The following is a 19,353-nucleotide window of genomic DNA, read 5'->3' on the forward strand; positions in this document are numbered from 1 at the left end:
CCGCCCCCCACACCCCGGCGTCGGCTACAGGGGGATAGGGGTTCACCGGCTCATAGGCACACCCAGCCAGCAGCGCGGCGGCCGCCAGACCCAAAATGCCACCGAAGGCTCGCTCAAGACGCATCGTCAACCTTTCAGGGATGCCCCTTTCCCTTAACGCAAGCTGTGCAGCCGGCGTTGACGAGCCCTGTGCATCCAGGGGGCTCAGCGCATTCCAGGCCGGAACATCGACCGCCGACTGATCACCTTGCCTGCCACCATGAACACCCCATTTCCCGTGTAGTGCAATGCCTGCGGATGCCGAGGCGATGCCGCCACATGCGCCGCAACAACCTCGAAGGCAAAGAAGTTGCAACGACCGACCATCGCGTCATCGTGCAAACGGCATTCGAAACTGGCGCGGCAATCGGCTCATGCCCAGGCTCCCTCATCAGCGGACTGCAGCAGATAGTCCACCAGCGCCTGGCACCCCGCCGAAGCCTGGCGGCCTGGATCGGTGCACAACAGCAGACGCCTGCGTGACCAGGCGTCCGACAAAGGCAGCATGCGGACACGCTCATCCTGCCAGCGCCGCGCCGTGCTCAGCGGCACCACCGCTACCCCGGCACCATCGGCCACGATGCGGGCCAAAGCATCCAACGTGCTCACGCGGACGCGGTGATGCGGCAGACGCCCGCCCAGGCTGGCCTGCCGATGCAGAAAGCGGCTGAGCCCGCTGTCCGGTGACAGGCCGATGAACTCTTCGTCGAGCAGATCGGCAAAGGACACGGTACGCGCGGCCTTGCTCCGAGCCATGCCACGCCCTTTGCGGTGCGGCAACAAAGCCACCAGCTGATCGCCCAGCCAGGGCCTCACCTTCAACCCAGAGGGGTCGACATGGTCGGCGACGATACCCAGATCCGCCGCACCACGGCGCAGGCCGTCCAGCACGGCTTCGCTGGGCAGATCCTGCAGGTGCAGGTCCAGATCAGGGTGCTTCGCCAGGAAAGCGCCGAGGCGCGGGGGCAAGGCTTCAGCCACGGCCGCAGTGTTGCCCATCACGCGAACGGTGCCGCGCAGGCCATGGCCGAACGAGGCCATCTCCAGATGCAGCGCCTCCAGATCCCCCAGCACACGGTGGGCATGCCGGGCCAATGCCCGCCCTGCATCGGTTGGCGTGGCACCGGCCTTGGCGCGTACCAGCAGTGTTGCCCCCACCGCATCCTCCAGGGCCTTCAAGCGCGCACTGGTCGCGGCCAGCGACAGGTGCGCCGCACGGGCTGCGGCGGTGATCGTGCCGTGCTCCAGTACCGCGGTGAACAGACGCAGATCGAAAGGGTCGACTCGGTAGGTCAGGGCTTTGGCAGCAGGCATGGGCACATCCTTCGGAATAGGCGAAGGATAAACACAGTGCTTCAAGCTGGTCGGGCTGAGCCGCGTTACGCAAGATGCACGCATGGATTACGCAACGATCTCGCAAACGCTTCTGGTCACCTGCATCTTCACACTGGCAGGGGCCGTCAAGGGCATCTCGGGCATGGGCCTGCCCACGGTGGCCATGAGCCTGCTGGGCCTGTGGATGCCCGCCACGCAAGCGGCGGCACTGCTGATCGCGCCATCGCTGGCCACCAACCTGGCGCAGTGCCATGGCCCCCATGGGCGCTCACTGGCACGCCGGCTGTGGCCTTTGTGGCTGGGCCTGGCGGCCATGACCTTGTGGGCGCCCGGCCTTGGCAGCGGGTCAGAATCCACGGCACGCCGCCTGCTGGGTGTGGCCCTGGTGTCCTACGGCGTGTGGGGTCTGTGGCGACCCACCTTGCCGCAGTTGTCGGCGGAGCAGCGCTGGGTGGGTGCCGTGGCGGGCCTGCTCACAGGGGCAGTGACGGCCGCCACTGCGGTCTTCGTGCTCCCCATGGTGCCCTACCTGCAGGCCCTGCGGCTCGACAAGGACGAGATGGTCCAGGCCCTGGGGCTCTCGTTCGGGGTGGCCACGCTGGCCTTGGCAGTACGTCTGGGGCTGGGGGCAGACACCTCGGCCGGCAGCACTTGGCTGACACCCTTGTCGGCCTGGGCCTTGGGCGCAGCTTTTGCCGGACTATGGCTAGGTACCCGTCTGCGCGCCACCCTGAGCGGTGCAGCCTTTCAGCGCAGCCTGTTCCTGATCTTCATCGGGCTGGGGGCGGCCAACCTGCTCAAGGCGGGTTGATCAGGCGCATCAGTTCAAGATGAAGCCTTGGGGCTCGGCCTCGGGCAAGGCAGGCTCACCGATCATTTCCCGCAGCACGTTCTCGATGCTGCGCGACATCGCATCCAGGGCCAGGTCATTGGCGGCCAGGCCGAAGGGCTCTTCGATCTCGGCGCCCAGCGCCTCCAGCGCGAAGAAGGTGTAAGCGATGAAGGCCACGATCACGGGCGTCATCACGCCGATCTGGTCGACCAGGCCGAAGGGCAGCAGCAGGCAGTACAGGTAAATGGTGCGGTGGATGATGACCGCGTACGTGAAGGGGATCGGTGTGCTGGCGATGCGTTCGCAGCCGCCCAGGGCTTCCGTCAGGCGGCCCAAGTGGTGCTCCATGGCCGGCACCAGCACCGGCGCCAGGGTGCCATCACGGCGTTGCTCGCGCAGCCATTCACCCATCATCAGCAGCAACATCGACGGCTTGCCGCGCGTGCCGGCCAGCCGCGCCAGATCGTCGGGTGCCAGCAAGCGGCGCAGGTCGGCATCGCCATCGGTGCCACGCAACTGGTGGCGCAGGGCGTGCACGAAGGCCATCAACTGCCTGGTCAGGCCCTGCGCCCGGGCCGGATCGTCCGACAGCGTCAGCGCCTGGCGCAGCAAGCTGCGTGTTTCGTTGAGCAGCGAGCCCCACAGCATGCGCGCCTCCCAGTAGCGCGCGTAGCTGGTGCTGTTGCGAAAGCCCAGGAAGATGGCCAGCGTGAGGCCGATCAGCGAGAAAGGCACGAAGGTCAGCGGGATCTTCCAGTTGAAGACCTGGCCGTGCAGCAAGGTCACGGCCACGGCCAGCAGCGTGGTGCAGATGAGCTGGGGCGCGATGTCGGACAGGATGGAGCCGCGCCACACGAACAGCATGCGCAACCAATGGGGGCGGGGTCGGACGATCATCGGGCGGAACCTGGCGGCCTGCATCAGGCCTTCAGGGCGGGCAGTGTACGCCTGCCCTCTGAACCGGCCCATGGCTTTGTACCAAATCAGGCAAAGCGCCCTGCGATGCACTGGGTGATTGCGGACCCGCTAAGCTGATGTCCGGAGCCCCGTGGGCGACCGGCCCGACCGTGGCCGTGGCGCAGGCCCCGACCACCGCTTCCACAAGGGAGACCGCCTGCCCCATGAATGGCGCAGCCGTCAGCATCTGCTCAACGACTGGCACGCCCACCATCTGAAGCGGCCGCCTCGCGGCTACCACTGGGTCCACACCGGCCCAGATTATGTGCTGGCGGCCATCGCGACAGGCGTGATCGCCCAGATCATCCTGTCTCAATGAGCGATGGCCGGCAAGGCCTTCCATCACGCCTCGCCATCGAGTTCCGGGTAGTGCCGGAACAGGCCGTCGGAGAACGGCAGCCTGCGCTCGCTGGCAAGGTAGTCCTGCAGTTCCGGCAAGGCTTGCACCGCGTCACGCAAGGCCGACACCCGCTTGAAATCTGGCGCCAGCATGGCCATGCGACGAGGGAAGGCAAAGCGCAAGCCCTCCACCACATGGAAAAGGGACAAGTCGGCATAGCTCCAGTGCTTGCCGCCCGCCAACCAGTCGCCCCGCTGCAACAGCACACGTTCGAAGTAGTCGAGGAACTTGGGCAGGCGCTTTGAGCGGAATCCCTCTGCCCTGCGAGCGGCTTCGGGCTTCTGGTCTTCGTAGTAGAGGTCCATGCCGACAGGGTGGTGCACGTCGTGCGACTCGGCCACCCAGTCCATCAGCGTGAGCTGCAACTGGTGCACCCAGTGCCGGCCAGCCAGTTCGCGCGGTGCGATGCGCGGGTGCTTTTCGCCCAGGTAGAGCAGGATGTTCGCCGTCTGTGAGATCGCGGCGCCGTCCTCGGTGACCAGGTAGGGCGGCGCAAAGGGCGGATCAACACGCTGGCGAGCCATGTCCTTGACCAAGGCAGCGTCCCCATCGCGCTGCCAGGCCTTCTCCCGGTAAGGGATGCCGGCGGCCTCCAGTGGCAGCCGCACGAACTCACCACGACCGGGGATGCCGCTCCAGTACCAGAGGTCATAGCTCATGGCCATCTCCTTGATGGTTCTCGACTGCGATCATCCCCGGGCGGGGTGCTCACCCAGCTTGAGTGAATTACTTCTTCTTGTCCAGGCTGGCGTGCAGATCGTGCGCCTGCTTGAGGTGCGCCTCCAGCGTGGGCAGGGTCTTGGTGGCGAAGGCCTTCACATCGGCATCGGTGGCTTCGGCCACGGCACGCTTGAACAGCTTGATGCTGCTCTCGTGCGCCTTGATGCCGATGGACTCGACGAAGTGCTTGTCGTAGCCTTCACCATCGCGCAGCGACAGGATCTTGGCCTTGGCCTTTTGCCCGATCGAAGGCGCCTTGGGCAGCTCCACGCCCTTGCTGGACGCCAGGGCCGTCAGCTCGGTGTTGGCCTTGGTGTGGTCGTCGATCAGCTTCTGCGCGAAGGACTTCACGCGCGCGTCCGTGCCCTTTTCCAGCGCGGCCTTGGCACCGTCGATCTCGGCATGGCCATTTTGCGCCACCTGCTCCAGGAAGGCGCCGTCAAAGGCGGACAGCTTGCCGCTGTTGCCGGCCACGCCCGAAGCCATGATGGCGGGCTTGGGTGCGCTGGCCGGCAAGGTGGTCTGGGCCACGGCAGTACCGTCCACAGCGATACCGGCCATGGCCAGGGAGGCCAGCACGGACAGGGTCAGGGGGCGGATGCGTCGGGTCATGAGCGTTCTCCTCGGTGTTGCTTGACAGGAGCAAGCACCTCGGCAAACGCCATGCCCGCCATGTATCGGCCTGCGTCAAATCGTCACAAAGGCATCGCCGCCTTCAAACGCCCGCCATCGAAGTAGTAGCCTCGCAGGTTGTCCAGCGTGAGGTCACCCATGGCTTCACGGGTCTCCTCGGTGGCACTGGCGATGTGCGGCAGCAGCACCACGTTGTCCAGGGCAAACAGGGCTTCGGGCACATGGGGCTCGTTGTCGAACACATCCAGGCCGGCCCCGGCGATCACGCCGTTCTGCAGAGCCTGCACCAGCGCCGCCTCGTCGATCACCGAGCCGCGCGCCACATTCACCAGAAACCCCCGTGGGCCCAGCGCCTGCAACACCCGCGCATCGATCAGGTGGCGGGTGCCTGCCCCGCCCGCCACGATCACCACGAGGAAATCGCTCCATTCGGCCAGTGCCAGCAGCGAGGGCTCGTGGGTCCAGTGCACGTCGGCCACCGGGTTGCGCGAGTGGTAGCGCACGCTCATGTCGAAACCGCTCACACGCCTGGCAATGGTCTGGCCGATGCGCCCCAGGCCGACGATGCCCAGCTTGGCCCCACTGACCTTGCGGCCCAGCCCGATGCTCTTGCCCCCACCGCTGGCCCACTTGCCTGCCCGCACGAAGCGATCAGCCTCCATGCTGCGCCGGGCTACATCCAGCATCAGGCCCACGGCCACGTCCGCCACGCAATCGTTGAGCACATCGGGTGTGTGGCCCACCGCGATGCCGCGCGCCTTGGCCGCCGCCAGGTCGATGCGGTCCACGCCCACGCCAAAGTTGGAGATCACCTGCAGCGAAGGCAATGCATTGATCAACGCTGCATCGGCCCCGGCGAAGGCAGACGTGACCACGCCCGTGAAACGAGCACCCTGATCGCGCAGGAAGGCCGCGCGGTCGGTCTGGGCCTCCAGCAAGGTGATGTCGAACTCGTCGTTCAGACGCTGTTCAAGCCAGAGCGGCAGCCTTCCGACCTGCAGGACGATGGGCTTGCCAGAGGGGGAAACGGCCGATGGGGAGGGGGTTGAAGCAGTCATCAGGACAGCATAGCGGGATGCCCCTGCCCGAGCGAAACCAGGGGTCGATCGCTACACTGCCCGCACCATGCTGTCCCACCTTGCCGACCTGATCGCCCAGCGCCAGTTCATTCGCTTCTGGGTGGCCCGATTGGCCGGCACCATCGCCAACCAGATGCTGATGGTGGCGGTGGCTTGGCACATGTACGACATCACCTCCAGCCCCTGGGATCTGGGCCTGGTCGGCCTGTTCCAGTTCGTGCCCGCGCTGGTGATGACCCTGCCCGCCGGCCATGTGGCCGACCGCGTGCACCGCGGCCGCATCTTTGCCGGCTGCATGATGACGCAGGCGCTGATGGCCCTGCTGTTGCTGGTGGCCACCCACGAACACGCCACGACGCGGGAACTGATCCTGGGCATCTCGATCGTGCTGGGTGTGTGCCGGGCCTTCCAGATGCCCGCGCAGCAGGCGCTCACGCCCCAGTTGGTGCCACGCGAACTGCTGCCCCGCGCCATCGCCCTGAGTTCCAGCGGCATGGAGGCCGCCATCATCGGCGGGCCGGCGCTGGGCGGGGTGCTCTACGTCACCGGGGCCAACACCGTCTACGCCACCTGCATGGTGCTGTTGCTGGCGGCCTGCACGCTGGCCCTGTTCGTGCGCTACGCCCACCAGCGCGCCACGAGCGCGGCCAACTGGGGCACCTTCTTCGCGGGGCTGGGGTTCGTGTGGCGGCACAAGCTGATCCTTGGCGCCACCTCGCTGGACCTGTTCGCGGTGCTGCTGGGCGGCGCCACGGCCCTGCTGCCCATCTACGCGCGGGACATCCTGCACATCGGCCCCGTGGGCCTGGGCCTGCTGCGCGCAGCACCCGCCGTGGGTGCCTTGTGCATGTCGCTGGTGCTGGTGCACTGGCCACTGGAACGCCACGTGGGCCCCAAGCTGATGGGCGCGGTGGCCGTGTTCGGGCTGGCCATGGTGGTGTTCGGCCTGTCCGAGCACTTCGTGCTGTCGCTGCTTGCGCTGGCCGTCACGGGCGCGGCGGACAACGTCAGCGTGGTCACGCGCTCCACCCTGGTCCAGCTGGAAACACCTGACGAGATGCGCGGCCGCGTGTCGGCCGTCAACTCCATCTTCATCGGGGCGTCCAACCAGTTGGGCGAGTTCGAGTCCGGCGCCACCGCGGCCCTGATGGGGCCGGTGGGCTCCGTCGTGTTCGGCGGCACCGGCACACTGCTGGTGGCCGCGCTGTGGTTCCGCCTGTTCCCGACCCTGGCGCGCCGCGACCACATGGTCGAGCCCGGGCCTCAGCCCGCCAGGGTGGCCTGAGCGCGCAGCTTACTTGCGCAACAGCACGTTCAGGCCGGGCACCAGATCGGTCTCATCCAAGTAGCCGATGGCACCGGGCGTTCGGCCCACCATCTCGATCATCTCCGATGGCTGCTTGACCTCGGGCGGCGGCGTGCCCTTGCCCACATAGCGGCGCACCGTCCAATAGCCCATGTACTGGTCCTCATCGGTCTGCAGGTACTGGCTCAGGAAGCGCTGGCGCACAGGCAGGCCAGGCGCGGCATTGACGGGCTGCACCCGCACACCGTCGACCTCGATGGTCTTGCCGGTGAAGATGCGCTGCAGCGTGGCGGCATCGAGCTTGCGCACAGTGGGGTGGCCGATCACCACCACGCGGTCGGCCGCATGGGCCAGCGTGACACCGGCCAGCAGCATGGCGCACAGGAGGCGGTTGAATTTAAGGCGTGTCATCGTGGCACTCCTTAAAATGCGAAGCTGTAGCTCAGCGAGAACACGTCCACCGTCTCGTCGGAGACCGACGCTCCGAACGCTGGCGAGTCGATCATGATCGACCCCTTGTCCACCCAGGTGCGCAGCCATTCGGCCTTGATCTTGCTGTGCGGCGACAGCGAGAACGAGGTGCCCAGGGCCAGGGAGTGCTGGTCATAGAAGGGCACGGCATCGGCCAGCATGCGCTGCCCGGCATTGATCACATCGGCCTGAGGGATGAATGCCGGCACGGAAGACTGGCTCAAGGCCTCCTGCAGGCGCTTGGGCGCGCCCACGGACTTCAGCGCGGAGACCATCACATACGGGGTCCAGCGGTCCAGGTTCTTGAGCACAGCCACATAACCACCCAGCGTGTTGGCGCCGAAATCGGTCTTGTGCTGGACGTTGCGGCCCACCTCTGCCATCACACGCCAGTTCCCTGGCAGTTGCTGGTCCACCCCCACAGTGATGATGTCGTTGCTGATCTCGGAGGGGCTGCCTTCAGGCGTGTAATAGCCCACACCAGGCATCACGGCGTTGTAGCGCGCCGTGCTGCTGAAGCCGTTCGGACCGCGCGGCTGCGTCGCTGCATGGTGCCAACCCATGCGCAGCGTGGTTTCGTCGCCGCGCCACGTGAGCACCACGCCACTGACCCGGGTGCTGAACTCGCTGTACAAGGCACCAGTGTCTCGCGTGTAGACCCGGTTCCAGACGCGCGCCCCACCCGTGTAGGCATCCAGGCTCAAATCTGCATCACCAAGCACCCAGTTGCGCGTGAGGAACAGCCCGATCACATCGGTGGTGGGCGCAATGGAATACATGTCCGTGGGCAGCCGGGCCAGGTCGTAGCTTTGGCCTACATCCAGGTTCTCCGAAGCCAGGTACAGCGGGATGCGCAGCTTGCCGGCCCGCACCAGCCAGTCATTGTTGGGCCGCCACGAGACAAAGGCCCAGCTCGCATTCAGGTCCCAGCGGCTGTCCCTGCGCATCGAGGGTGCCGCCTTCGCCTGCACGGTGGCGGACCACTCGGGCGTGAACTGCACATCCACCTGGGCGCCCAGCACGCTGTCGCGCGAGAGCGTGCCGTCCGAATCGATGGCGCGCTGAAACTTGTAGTCCTTGTTGGACACCGCCGCCCCCATGGTGCCGAACAGCGAGTAGGACATCTTCTGCTGGGCCTGTGCGCCCATGGCCGCCAGCGCGAGCAGGCTGGCCGTGGCCAGTCTCCAGGGTTGTAGGTCCGTCATGGTCATCTTTCCTCTCGATGATGTGATGGTGTGGTGGTCAGTCCTGCCATTCGCGTGCGATGGCGGCGATGGTGTCCTGGATGTCGTGCAGCGCCTGCACGATCTGCGGATCGAAATGCTTGCCCCGGCCTTCCTCGATCATGCGCAGGGCCGTCTCGTGCGGGAAAGGCTCCTTGTAGGGGCGCCGGCTGATCAGGGCGTCGTACACATCGGCCACGGCCATCAGGCGGGCCGACAGCGGGATGCGCTCGCCCACCAACTGGTCCGGATAGCCCGAGCCATCCCACTTCTCGTGGTGCGAGCGGGCAATCTCCATGGCGTAGCGCAGGAAGTCGGTGTCCTCGCCCAGCCGCGACGCGGCGCGGTGCAGCATGTCCCAGCCATGCATGGGGTGGCGCTTCATCACCTCGAACTCCTCAAGCGTGAGCTTGGCCGGCTTGAGCAGGATGTTGTCGGGGATGGCCACCTTGCCGATGTCGTGCAGCGGCGCGGACTTGGCGATCAGGCAGATGCGATGGGGATCGAGCTCATCGTGGTGCAGGCCCTGCTCCCACAGGCGGGTGGCCAGCACGCGCACGTACTCCTGCGTGCGCTTGACGTGGTTGCCCGTGTCCTCGTCGCGGAACTCCGCGAACGAGATCATGATGTGCAAGGTCGAATCGCGCAGCCGGTCCAGCTGGGCGATCTGCTCCTGCAGCTGCGATTGCAGCGTCTCGTTGCGCTGGCTGAGGAAATCCTGGAAAGCCTTGTTCTGCAGGTGCGTCTTCACGCGCGCCTTGACCACCACGGGCGTGATCGGCTTGGTGATGTAGTCGGCACCGCCCACCTCGAAGCCCCGGGTTTCGTCTTCCGCAGCCTGCATCGCGGTCAGGAAGATCACAGGCACGTGGCGCGTGCGTTCATCGTCCTTGAGCTGTCGGCACACCTCGTAGCCGTCCATGCCGGGCATCATCACGTCCAGCAGGATCAAATCCGGCGGCGAGCGCTGCGCCAGGTCCAGGGCCTTGGCTCCAGACGAGGCCAGCTTGACGCGGTAGGTCTGGTCCAGCAGGCCGGCCAGCAAGGTCAGGTTGGCCGGGGCGTCGTCCACCACCAGGATGGTCTGCGGGCCGGACAGTCCCGGCGCCAGTTCATGAAACGGCATGTGCTCCTCCCTCTTCCTGAAGCAGGCCCAATGCGGTGTCGAAGTCGCACTGCTCGATGGCGGTGTCCAGGCGGTTGAACACCAGCGGGTGCAGCATGGCGCGGTAGGCCTCTCGGGTCTGGCGCCACAGGCCGATGGCCGCGCTGTCGGCATCTTCCAGCAGGCGTTCGAGTTCCTCGTGCTGCGGGGGCGGCTCCTGCAAGGGCGTGCCCGTTGCTGCAAGCGGTGTCGCTGGCGTCGATGTGGGGGCCGTCAAAGGGTCGATAGCACCGCGCAATTGCGGGCGCAGAACCTCGACGAACTCACCGAGCTGGTCGAACAGCAGGCTGGCGGCCGTGGCGATGGAGGATTCGTCGCGCTGCCCTGCGGCCTGCTCCAGCCCCGAAGCCAGTTGAGCCAGCGCGTAAGCGCCGATCGTGGCGCACAGGCCGCGCAGGGTGTGGGCCTCGCGCTGCACGGTGGCCCAGCCTTGCACTTCCAGCGCGGCACGCAGCAGCGGCACACTGGTGTCGGCATGGGTCACGAAGCCTTGCGCCACCTGCAGGTACAGGCGCAGATCGCCGTCGAGGCGGTCCAGCGCGGAGCGCGTGTCCAGGCCTGGCACGCGCGGCAGTGCTGAGGGCTGATCTGCCGACACGGTCGGTGCGGCCGATGCCTTGTCAGACGATGAGGGTGCCAATGCCACAGCACCGTGATCGGTCACGCGGGGATGCACATAGGCCGCCAGCGTGGCGTACAGCCTGCGGGGCTCCAGCGGCTTGCTGATGTGGTCCTGCATGCCGATGGCCAGACACTGCTCACGCTCTTCGTCGAGCGCGTGCGCCGTCATCGCCAGGATGGGCAATTGCCGGAAGCGTTCGTCGGCGCGGATCTGCCGGGTGGCTTCACGGCCATCCATCACGGGCATGTGCAGGTCCATCAGCACCACGTCGAACGCGGTCGGACCGGTCATGCGCAGGTGCTCCACGGCCTCGCTGCCATTGTCCACCAAGGTGACACTGGCCCCGCGACGCGTCAGCAGCTCGATGGCCAGTTGCTGGTTCAAGGGGTTGTCCTCGACCAGCAATATGCGCAGGCCATCCAGGCGCACGGCCGCATCCATCGGCGCCGCGGCAGATGGCCCGGCCACGGCCACGCCGGTCAAGCGCGCGAACAGGCCGCGCAGGGCCGCTGGCAGGATGGGCTTGGGCAGGAAGCTGTCGATGCCCGCCTGCGATGCGGGCGTCTGCAGACTGTCCCAGCCATAGGCGGAGATCACCACCACATCGAGCGAGGGCTGCAGCGTGCGCAGGGCCTGCAGCACCTTGTCTCCCTGCATGTCGGGCAGCAGCCAGTCCAGCAGCACCAGATCGAAAGGCTGGCCCTGGGCTGCGGCCTCCTGCGCCAGGGCCAGTGCCTGGGCGCCGCCTTCGGCCACGGCTACCGCGCCCACGCGCCCGTCGCGCTGGCCCTGCCCCACGCCCATGGTCTGCAGCAGGCCCGCCAGGGATTCCCGCGTATCAGACTGGTCGTCCACCACCAGCACACGCAGGGTATCGACCGGCAAGGGGCCCGTAGCGCTGGCAGTGGAGGCATCGATCACGGTCACAGGCAAGGTCACGGTGAAGGTCGAGCCGGCCCCCAGTTGGCTAGCCACCTCGATGGTGCCGCCCATCATCGTGGCCAGGCGCTGGCTGATGCTCAGGCCCAGGCCCGTGCCACCATAGCGCCGCGTGGTACTGTCGTCGGCCTGGGTGAACTCCTGGAACAGGCGGCTCACCTGCTCCGGGGTCATGCCGATGCCGGTGTCGCTGATCTGAAAGCACAGCCGGGCCTGCTCGGCCTGCCGATCCTGCAAGGCCACGCGCAGGCGCACATGGCCGTGGTGCGTGAACTTCACGGCGTTGGACAACAGGTTGGTGAGCACCTGCCCCACGCGCAGCATGTCGCCCTGCACCACCGCCGCATCGGCCAGCAAGGCGGCATCGGCAAACTCGCACAGCAGCTCGATCTCGCGCTCCTGGGCCTTCTGGCGCACCAGCATCAGGGCATTGCCGACCACATCCTCCACCCGATAGGGCGCACTCTCCAGCGTCATGCGGCCGGCCTCGATCTTGGAGAAATCGAGGATGTCGTTGATCACACCCAGCAGGATCTGCGAGGCAGCGGCCACCTTGTCCAGGTAGTCCTTCTGCTGCTCGGTCAGCAAGGTCTGCTGCGCCAGGTGCGTCATGCCGATGATGGCGTTCATCGGTGTGCGGATCTCGTGGCTCATGTTGGCCAGGAACAGGGACTTGGCCTTGGTGGCCGATTCGGCCTGGTCACGCGCTTCCTGCAGCGCGGCCTGTGCCTGGGCACGCGCCGCCAGGTCATCCTGGATGGAGCGCGCCATGGCGTCCATCGTGGCGCTCAGCGACACGATCTCGCGCACGGCATCGGCCCGCAGGGGGCTGCGCTGGGCATAGTCGCCCTCGGCGAAGGCCTTGGCCTGCCGGCCCAGGGCATCGATGGGCAGCAGCACGCGGCGGCGGATCACCAGCAGGGCGCCGGCCATCACGGGCAGCAGCAGCAGGTCCACCGCCACGGCCATGCCGATGAAGCGGGAGACGCGGGTCGAGGCTTCGCGCACGGCGGCCTCGGTGCGGGCATCGACGCGCTGGGTCAGGTCGGAGATCGCGCGGGTCAGGTCAGCACCGTCACGCTCGTAGGTGCGCGAATGCACCAGCTGGGTGGCGTAGGCCAGGTTCGGCTCGCCTTCCGACACGAAGGTGTGGCTCTGCGCGTCGTACAGGCCCTGCGTGGCCGCGAAAGCCACCTGCTCGGTCTTCTTGAGCCGCTCGGTGGCGTCCATCACATGCCGCAGGCTGCTCAGCTCGTCGCTGCTCAGTTGCAGCGCCTTCATGCGCTCGATCAGGGACTGCTTGTTGCCCTGCTCGGGCAGTGGCTGCGGGCGCTCGTGGACGAGGCGGTCCTCCCAGAAGGCGGTGGGATCGGGCACGTCCAGCGTGGCCTTGTCTCCCTGGCGAATGGCATAGATGTCGTAATAGGTCAGCAGGTACTTGGTGCTGCCCGTGGCCGTGTAGGCCCGCACCAGGCGGCGCAGCAGTTCAGCCTCCTGGCGCAGGTGCTCCAGCGCACGGATAGTCTGCTCGCGCTGCCCGGCGACCTGTGCGCTGTGGTCGAACGCCGAGCGGATCAGGAGCAAAAAGGCGAAGTTGGCCAGGAGCGCCAGAATGGCGCCCACGAACATGGTGTGAGAGACCGCTTTGAGCTTCACGCCCCGCCCCCGTCGCCTGCTCGCAGGCAACGTCCCATCCCTTGGACATGCAATAAGGCCATGAGGCGGTATCGGACATGCCCCTGGCCTCTGTAGGCCTACTGCGGCCTAAACCGTCAAAGTGTCGACGGACCACCCTGCGAGCGTGAAATAGTAAGCATGTTTTTCAGCCTTTGCCAACGTTGTCAACACCTCAAAACACCATTCATTTCGCGAAAATCACTTAACGCGCTGCTTCTCAAGTTTGCGCGCCAGGGTGCGCCGGTGCATGCCCAGGCGCCGGGCGGTTTCGGAGATGTTGAAGTCCGTCTCGGCCAGGGTTTCGTGGATGCGCTCCCACTCCAGGGTCTTGATGGACGTGGAGCGGTTGGTCAGTTCGACCTCGACATTGCCCTCGGCCCGTCCGAAGGCGGCCTCGATATCGTCGGTGTTGGAGGGCTTGGCCAGGTAGTGGCAGGCGCCCAGCTTGATGGCCTCCACCGCCGTGGCGATGCTGGCAAAGCCCGTCAGCACCACGATCAGCATGTCGGGGTTGTGGGCGTTGAGCTTTTGCACGCAGGACAGGCCCGAGGCCTCGCCATTGATCTTGAGGTCGACCACGGCGTAGCCGGGCGAATGCCGCTGCAGCAGTTCGCCCACCTCGTCCAGACTGCCGGCGATCAGCACCGTGTAGCTGCGGCGCTCGAACGAACGCGTCAGCGTCCGCGCGAACGCGGCATCGTCTTCCACGATGAGCAGCACGCGCTCATCACTCATGAATCGTCTCCTTCTTCCAGCGCGATGGCCGCCAGCGGCAGGGTCAGCGTCACCACGGCGCCGCCGCCCACGCGGTTGCGGGCCGTGACCCGGCCGCCCAGCGTGCGCGCCACATTGACGACGAGGAACAGCCCCATGCCCCGCCCGGGGCGCCCCTTGCTCGACTGGTAGGGCTTGCCCAGTTGCGCCAGCATCTCGGGCGGGAAGCCCGAGCCGTTGTCCTTGACGGTGATGCGCAGCGCATCGGCATCGCGCTCGACCTCCAGGCTCACATGGTGGGGCGAGGCCTCCAGCGCATTGTCCAGGATATTGCAGATGGTCTGCTTGAGGGTGGAGTCCGACACCACGGGCACGTCCAGCCCGAAGCGGTTGTCGTAGACAAAGGACGTGACCGGGCGCGAGGCCCGCCACTCCTCGACCAGCTCATCCAGGAAGGTGCAGATGCTGGTCTCTTCGGAAGATTCACCGCGCGCCTCGCCCGCCGACATCAGGATGCCGCTGACGATGGCCTTGCAGCGCTGGATCTGGGCCTGCATCTCGATCACCTCTTCCAGCAACTCCGGGTCGGAGGTGAAGGTGGGCAGCCGGGCCCAATCACCCAGGATCACGGCCAGCGTGGCCAGCGGCGTGCCCAACTCGTGCGCGGCCCCGGAAGCCAGCAGGCCCATGCGCACGATGTTCTCTTCTTCCGCCGCGCGCTGGCGCAGATCGGCCAGGTGCGCATCGCGCTGACGCAGGTTGCGCGTGATGCGCACGATGAAGGTGACCAGCAGCCCTGCATTGAGCGCAAAGCACACCAGCATGCCCTGCATGTAGGGGTTGGCCAGGCCGCCGTCCATGTGCGTGGGCATGGGCAGGGGCCGCGCCAGCAGGGCCAGCCAGGCGAAGCACAGAGTGGTGGCGATCACCATGATCCACGTGGCCTGCGGCGTGAGCAGCATCGCCCCCAGGGTGATCTGCAACAGGTACAGCCACGCGAAGGGGTTGGCCGCTCCCCCTGTGAAGTACAGCATCAGGGTGAGCATGCCCACGTCCACCAGCAGGGCCAGCAGCAGTTCGCCCTCCGTCACCACCTGCTGCACCTGCCAGCGCAGGCGGCTGGCCAGGTTGAACACCGTGATGGCACCCAGCACCACCAGCAAGGGCTCCAGCGGCAACATGATGCCCAGCAGGAAGTGCACCACCGCGATGGTGATGATCTGCCCCACCACGGCAATCCAGCGCAGCTGGATCAGCAGTTGCATGTTCTTGCGGCCCGTCGCTTCGGAGAAGCGGCGGATGCGCGCCGCCGCCACACCCTGGGGCTGGCGGCTGTCCGGCGCGTCAGCGGGGCGCGGGATCTTGGCTGGAACGGGCGTCTGCATGGCCCGCATTGTCGTGCATGGCTTGATCACGGCGCAGGCCACGCTCGACGCGCGCCACGTACCACACGGCCGCGGCCACCATCAAGGCCAGGGTGTACCAGGTGATGGCGTACACCAGATGGTTGTTCGGGAAGGACAGCACCGTGAGCCCCCCCACGGGCGCGCCCGTGGCCTCGGGCGATGAGCCGGCATCCGCGTCAATGAAGTACGGTGCCACACCGCTCAGTTGGTGCGCCTGGGCCATGGCCGGCACATCACGCGAGTACCAGCGTCCCGCTGCGGGGTCGTTGTCGCGCAGAAAGCCGCCGCCGGGCTCGCTCAGGCGCAGCAGGCCGCTGACCGCCACCTGCGTGGTCGGGTTGCGCGATTCGCGCTTGGCGCGCGCCTTGAACTCCGGTGGCACGAAACCCCGGTTGATCATCACCAGGCTGCCATCCGGCGTGCGCAGGGGCGTCAGCACCCAGAAGCCGGCGCCACGCACGGTGCTGGCCTGCACCAGGGATTCCTGGTCGTGCAGGTAGGTGCCTGTCAGGCGCACGTGGCGGTATTCGTGCTCGGCCTTGCTGATGCCCGGCCATTGCGATGGCCCGGGGGCCGCCTCGGCCGGGGCGTTCACGCGCTGCGTGACACGCTCGATCAGGTCGAGCTTCCAGGCGCGGCGCTGCACCTGCCAGGTGCCCATCGCAATCAGCCCCGCAAACAACAAGGCCGCACAAACCGCCATGGCGATCAGCGCGGCCCGGGATCGGGGGCCGCGGCGCGTGGGCGCCGCTGCCTCAAGGTGCTGCATGTGCTGTAGCCCCGCCCTTTCAGTTGGGGTGCGTCATCTCGTGACTGTGCACCTGCATCATGTTGGTGTTCATGTGGAACATCACCCAGAGCGAACCCGCCAGCGTGATCACCACCAGCACCACAGTGAAGATGGTGGACAGCATGGTCCAGCCGGCTTCGGCCTTGGAGTTCATGTGCAGGAAATAGATCATGTGGACCACGATCTGCACCGCGCCGAAGCCCAGCAGCACCAGGGCCAGCGTGCCCGAATCGGCGATCACGTTGTTCATGACCAGCCAGAAGGGGATGGCCGTGAGGATGACCGACAGGACGAAGCCGATGGCATAGCCCTTGAGCGTGCTCTCGGGATGACCGTCGTCATGGTGATGGTCGTCGTGACCACCGTGGTGGGCGTGTTGTTCGGTATGCGCGCTCATGGCAGCACTCCCATCAGATAGACGAAGGTGAAGACGCCGATCCAGACCACGTCCAGGAAGTGCCAGAACATGGACAGGCACATCAGGCGGCGCTTGTTCTCGTGGATCAGGCCGTGCTTGCTGATCTGCACCATCAGCACCACCAGCCAGATGCAGCCGAAGGTGACGTGCAGGCCGTGAGTGCCCACCAGCGTGAAGAAGGCCGACAGGAAGGCGCTGCTCTGCGGCGTGGCGCCGATATGGATCAGGTGATAGAACTCATAGAGTTCCAGGGTCAGGAAGCCCAGGCCGAACACCAGGGTGACGGCCAGCCAGATCAGCGTGCCGCTCTTGTCGTTCAGCTGCTTGCGCAGCATGGCGAAGCCGAAGGTGATCGACGAGATCAGCAGGAAGGCCGTGTTGATGGCCACCAGCTTGAGGTCGAACAGCTCCGCGCCGCCGGGTCCACCGGCGTAGTTGCGACCCAGCACGCCATAGGTGGCGAACAGCGCCGCGAAGATGAGGCAGTCGCTCATCAGGTACATCCAGAAGCCCAGCGCGGTGCCGTTCTCCGGATGCGGTTCATGCGCGAGGTGGTACTCGCGGGCGGTGCCGGCCGTGCCGGCGGTATGGGCGAGATCAGACATGGCGGGCCAGCAGTTCGGTGCGTGCGTTCTCGGAGGCCGTCACTTCGGCCGCCGGGATGTAGTAGTCACGCTTGTAGTTGAAGGTGTGGATGATCGCGCCGGCCACGATGGCCGCGAACGAGGCGATGGCCAGAGGCCACATGTGCCAGATCATCGCGAAGCCCCAGATCAGCGACAGCGCCGACAGCACCACGCCCGAACCCGTGTTCAGCGGCATGTGGATGGACTGGTAACCCTGCAGCGGACGCTGGTAGCCGTGCTGCTTCATGTCCCACCACGCGTCCAGTTCGTGCACCACGGGGGTGAAGGCGAAGTTGTAGTTGGGCGGCGGCGAGGAGGTGGCCCATTCCAGCGTGCGGCCATCCCACGGGTCGCCGGTCTCGTCACGCAGCTCTTCACGCTTGAAGTAGCTCACGATCAGCTGCAGCAGGAAGCAGCCGATGCCGGCGGCGATCAGTGCGGCGCCGATGGCGGCGATCACGAACCAGATCTGCAGGGACTGGTCTTCGAAGTGGTTGACACGGCGGGTGACACCCATCAGACCCAGCACGTACAGCGGCATGAAGGCCACGTAGAAGCCGACCAGCCAGAACCAGAACGAGCACTTGCCCCAGAACTCGTCGAGCTTGTAGCCGAAGGCCTTGGGGAACCAGTAGTTGATGCCCGCCATCAGGCCGAACAACACGCCGCCGATGATCACGTTGTGGAAGTGGGCGATCAGGAACAGGCTGTTGTGCAGCACGAAGTCAGCCGGGGGCACGGCCAGCAGCACGCCGGTCATGCCGCCGATGGCGAAGGTCACCATGAAGCCGATCGTCCACAGCATGGGCACCGTGAAGCGGATGCGGCCACGGTACATGGTGAACAGCCAGTTGAAGATCTTCGCGCCCGTCGGGATCGAGATGATCATGGTCGTGATCCCGAAGAACGAGTTCACGCTGGCACCCGAGCCCATGGTGAAGAAGTGATGCAGCCACACCAGGTAGGACAGGATGGTGATACACACCGTGGCGTACACCATGGAGGTGTAGCCGAACAGGCGCTTGCGGCAGAACGTGGACACCACTTCGGAGAAGATGCCGAAGGCGGGCAGGATCAGGATGTAGACCTCGGGGTGGCCCCAGATCCAGATCAGGTTCACGTACAACATGGGGTTGCCGCCCAGGTGGTTCGTGAAGAAGTTCGTGCCGGCGTAGCGGTCCAGGGACATCAGCACCAGGGCCGCCGTCAGGATCGGGAACGAGGCCACGATCAGGGCGTTGGTGCACAGCGAGGTCCACGTGAACACGGGCATCTTCATCATGGTCATGCCGGGCGCACGCATCTTGACGATGGTGACCAGCAGGTTGATGCCCGACAGCGTCGTGCCCACCCCCGCGATCTGCAATGACCAGATGTAGTAATCCAGCCCCACCCCGGGGTTCTGGTTGCCCAGGTTGGACAGGGCCAGCCAGCCAGCGGTGGAGAACTCGCCCAGGAACAGCGACACCATCACCAGCACGGCGCCGGCAGTCGTCATCCAGAAGCTGAAGTTGTTCAGGAAGGGGAAGGCCACGTCACGCGCGCCGATCTGCAGCGGCACGACGAAGTTCATCAGGCCCGTGACCAGCGGCATCGCGACGAAGAAGATCATGATCACGCCGTGGGCGGTGAAGATCTGGTCGTAATGCTGTGGGGGCAGATAGCCCATGTTGTCGCCGAAGGCCATGGCCTGCTGCAGGCGCATCATGATGGCGTCGGCGAAGCCGCGCAGCAGCATCACGATGCCCAGGATCATGTACATGATCCCGATCTTCTTGTGGTCGATGCTGCAGAACCAGTCGCGCCACAGCGGGCCCCACAGGCGCAGCTTGGTCAGCAGGCCGACGAGGCCGACGCCGCCGAGCATCACGGCGATGAAGGTGTACAGCACGATGGGCTCGTGCGCCATCGGGATCGAGTCCCAGGTCAGCCGCCCCAACAGCCAGTGGGGCGCTACGGAAGAATGTTCATACATGGCTAGTCACTCAAAAAGGGGCTCGC

At 66.1% G+C, this 19,353-nt stretch carries 18 protein-coding genes; 3 read left to right on the top strand and 15 right to left on the bottom strand.

Going from position 1 to position 19,353, the window contains the following annotated elements; translation table 11 throughout:
- Positions 1 to 411: 411 nt before the first annotated feature.
- Positions 412 to 1,353 carry a LysR family transcriptional regulator gene (locus WAQ08_RS14495; protein ID WP_422192376.1) on the bottom strand — a complete coding sequence of 314 codons (942 nt, stop codon included), beginning with the start codon at positions 1,351 to 1,353 and terminating at the stop codon, positions 412 to 414.
- 82 nt (positions 1,354 to 1,435) lie between these two features.
- Here WAQ08_RS14495 and WAQ08_RS14500 point away from each other — a divergent pair, with 82 nt between their 5' ends.
- Positions 1,436 to 2,185 carry a sulfite exporter TauE/SafE family protein gene (locus tag WAQ08_RS14500; protein WP_422192378.1) on the top strand — a complete coding sequence of 250 codons (750 nt, stop codon included), beginning with the start codon at positions 1,436 to 1,438 and terminating at the stop codon, positions 2,183 to 2,185.
- A gap of 9 nt (positions 2,186 to 2,194) precedes the next feature.
- On the opposite strand, the gene WAQ08_RS14505 is transcribed toward WAQ08_RS14500, so the two are convergent.
- A complete protein-coding gene (locus tag WAQ08_RS14505; protein ID WP_422192380.1) occupies positions 2,195 to 3,103 on the bottom strand; it encodes a bestrophin family protein in 909 nt (302 codons plus the stop codon).
- Positions 3,104 to 3,254: 151 nt separating this feature from the next.
- Here WAQ08_RS14505 and WAQ08_RS14510 point away from each other — a divergent pair, with 151 nt between their 5' ends.
- On the top strand, positions 3,255 to 3,482 hold the full coding sequence (locus WAQ08_RS14510; RefSeq protein WP_422192382.1) for an RcnB family protein: 228 nt from the start codon (positions 3,255 to 3,257) through the stop codon (positions 3,480 to 3,482).
- 23 nt (positions 3,483 to 3,505) lie between these two features.
- On the opposite strand, the gene WAQ08_RS14515 is transcribed toward WAQ08_RS14510, so the two are convergent.
- The 3 genes from WAQ08_RS14515 to WAQ08_RS14525 all read right to left on the bottom strand — a co-directional run bounded on the left by WAQ08_RS14515 (position 3,506) and on the right by WAQ08_RS14525 (position 5,974).
- Complete coding sequence (locus tag WAQ08_RS14515; protein ID WP_422192383.1) at positions 3,506 to 4,222, bottom strand: glutathione S-transferase; 717 nt, start codon at positions 4,220 to 4,222, stop codon at positions 3,506 to 3,508.
- 67 nt (positions 4,223 to 4,289) lie between these two features.
- Positions 4,290 to 4,895 carry a DUF4142 domain-containing protein gene (locus WAQ08_RS14520; RefSeq protein ID WP_422192385.1) on the bottom strand — a complete coding sequence of 202 codons (606 nt, stop codon included), beginning with the start codon at positions 4,893 to 4,895 and terminating at the stop codon, positions 4,290 to 4,292.
- A gap of 83 nt (positions 4,896 to 4,978) precedes the next feature.
- Complete coding sequence (locus WAQ08_RS14525) at positions 4,979 to 5,974, bottom strand: 2-hydroxyacid dehydrogenase (RefSeq protein ID WP_422192386.1); 996 nt, start codon at positions 5,972 to 5,974, stop codon at positions 4,979 to 4,981.
- A 67-nt stretch (positions 5,975 to 6,041) separates the two neighbouring features.
- Here WAQ08_RS14525 and WAQ08_RS14530 point away from each other — a divergent pair, with 67 nt between their 5' ends.
- Positions 6,042 to 7,280: an MFS transporter gene (locus WAQ08_RS14530; protein WP_422192387.1), complete on the top strand. Its 1,239-nt coding sequence runs from the start codon at positions 6,042 to 6,044 to the stop codon at positions 7,278 to 7,280.
- Positions 7,281 to 7,289: 9 nt separating this feature from the next.
- Here WAQ08_RS14530 and WAQ08_RS14535 read toward each other — a convergent pair whose 3' ends face one another.
- The 10 genes from WAQ08_RS14535 to cyoB form a co-directional block, all read right to left on the bottom strand.
- Positions 7,290 to 7,712 (bottom strand): hypothetical protein, encoded by a 423-nt coding sequence (locus tag WAQ08_RS14535; RefSeq protein ID WP_422192388.1) that lies wholly within the window; start codon positions 7,710 to 7,712, stop codon positions 7,290 to 7,292.
- Between the two features lie 11 nt (positions 7,713 to 7,723).
- The gene (locus WAQ08_RS14540; RefSeq protein WP_422192389.1) at positions 7,724 to 8,977 is read right to left on the bottom strand and encodes a hypothetical protein; all 1,254 of its coding nucleotides are present in this window, start codon (positions 8,975 to 8,977) and stop codon (positions 7,724 to 7,726) included.
- Positions 8,978 to 9,014: 37 nt separating this feature from the next.
- Positions 9,015 to 10,121 carry an HD-GYP domain-containing protein gene (locus WAQ08_RS14545; RefSeq protein WP_422192390.1) on the bottom strand — a complete coding sequence of 369 codons (1,107 nt, stop codon included), beginning with the start codon at positions 10,119 to 10,121 and terminating at the stop codon, positions 9,015 to 9,017.
- Positions 10,108 to 13,377 carry a response regulator gene (locus tag WAQ08_RS14550; protein ID WP_422192392.1) on the bottom strand — a complete coding sequence of 1,090 codons (3,270 nt, stop codon included), beginning with the start codon at positions 13,375 to 13,377 and terminating at the stop codon, positions 10,108 to 10,110. The genes WAQ08_RS14545 and WAQ08_RS14550 overlap by 14 nt, the downstream gene beginning before the upstream one ends.
- A gap of 219 nt (positions 13,378 to 13,596) precedes the next feature.
- Positions 13,597 to 14,133, bottom strand: a complete 537-nt coding sequence (locus WAQ08_RS14555) for a response regulator transcription factor (RefSeq protein WP_422192394.1) — start codon at positions 14,131 to 14,133, stop codon at positions 13,597 to 13,599.
- A complete protein-coding gene (locus tag WAQ08_RS14560) occupies positions 14,130 to 15,497 on the bottom strand; it encodes an ATP-binding protein (protein ID WP_422192396.1) in 1,368 nt (455 codons plus the stop codon). Before WAQ08_RS14560 ends, WAQ08_RS14555 begins: the two co-directional genes overlap by 4 nt.
- Positions 15,457 to 16,287, bottom strand: coding sequence for an SURF1 family protein (locus WAQ08_RS14565; protein ID WP_422192397.1), 831 nt, complete (start codon positions 16,285 to 16,287; stop codon positions 15,457 to 15,459). The genes WAQ08_RS14560 and WAQ08_RS14565 overlap by 41 nt, the downstream gene beginning before the upstream one ends.
- A 19-nt stretch (positions 16,288 to 16,306) precedes the next feature.
- Positions 16,307 to 16,705: a cytochrome o ubiquinol oxidase subunit IV gene (cyoD, locus tag WAQ08_RS14570; protein ID WP_422192399.1), complete on the bottom strand. Its 399-nt coding sequence runs from the start codon at positions 16,703 to 16,705 to the stop codon at positions 16,307 to 16,309.
- Positions 16,702 to 17,331 carry a cytochrome o ubiquinol oxidase subunit III gene (cyoC, locus tag WAQ08_RS14575; protein WP_422192401.1) on the bottom strand — a complete coding sequence of 210 codons (630 nt, stop codon included), beginning with the start codon at positions 17,329 to 17,331 and terminating at the stop codon, positions 16,702 to 16,704. The genes cyoD and cyoC overlap by 4 nt, the downstream gene beginning before the upstream one ends.
- On the bottom strand, positions 17,324 to 19,327 hold the full coding sequence (gene cyoB, locus WAQ08_RS14580) for a cytochrome o ubiquinol oxidase subunit I (RefSeq protein ID WP_422192403.1): 2,004 nt from the start codon (positions 19,325 to 19,327) through the stop codon (positions 17,324 to 17,326). The genes cyoC and cyoB overlap by 8 nt, the downstream gene beginning before the upstream one ends.
- Positions 19,328 to 19,353 lie beyond the last annotated feature (26 nt).

The organism is Aquabacterium sp. (genome assembly GCF_049274795.1).
Classification (GTDB): Bacteria; Pseudomonadota; Gammaproteobacteria; order Burkholderiales; family Burkholderiaceae_C; genus Aquabacterium.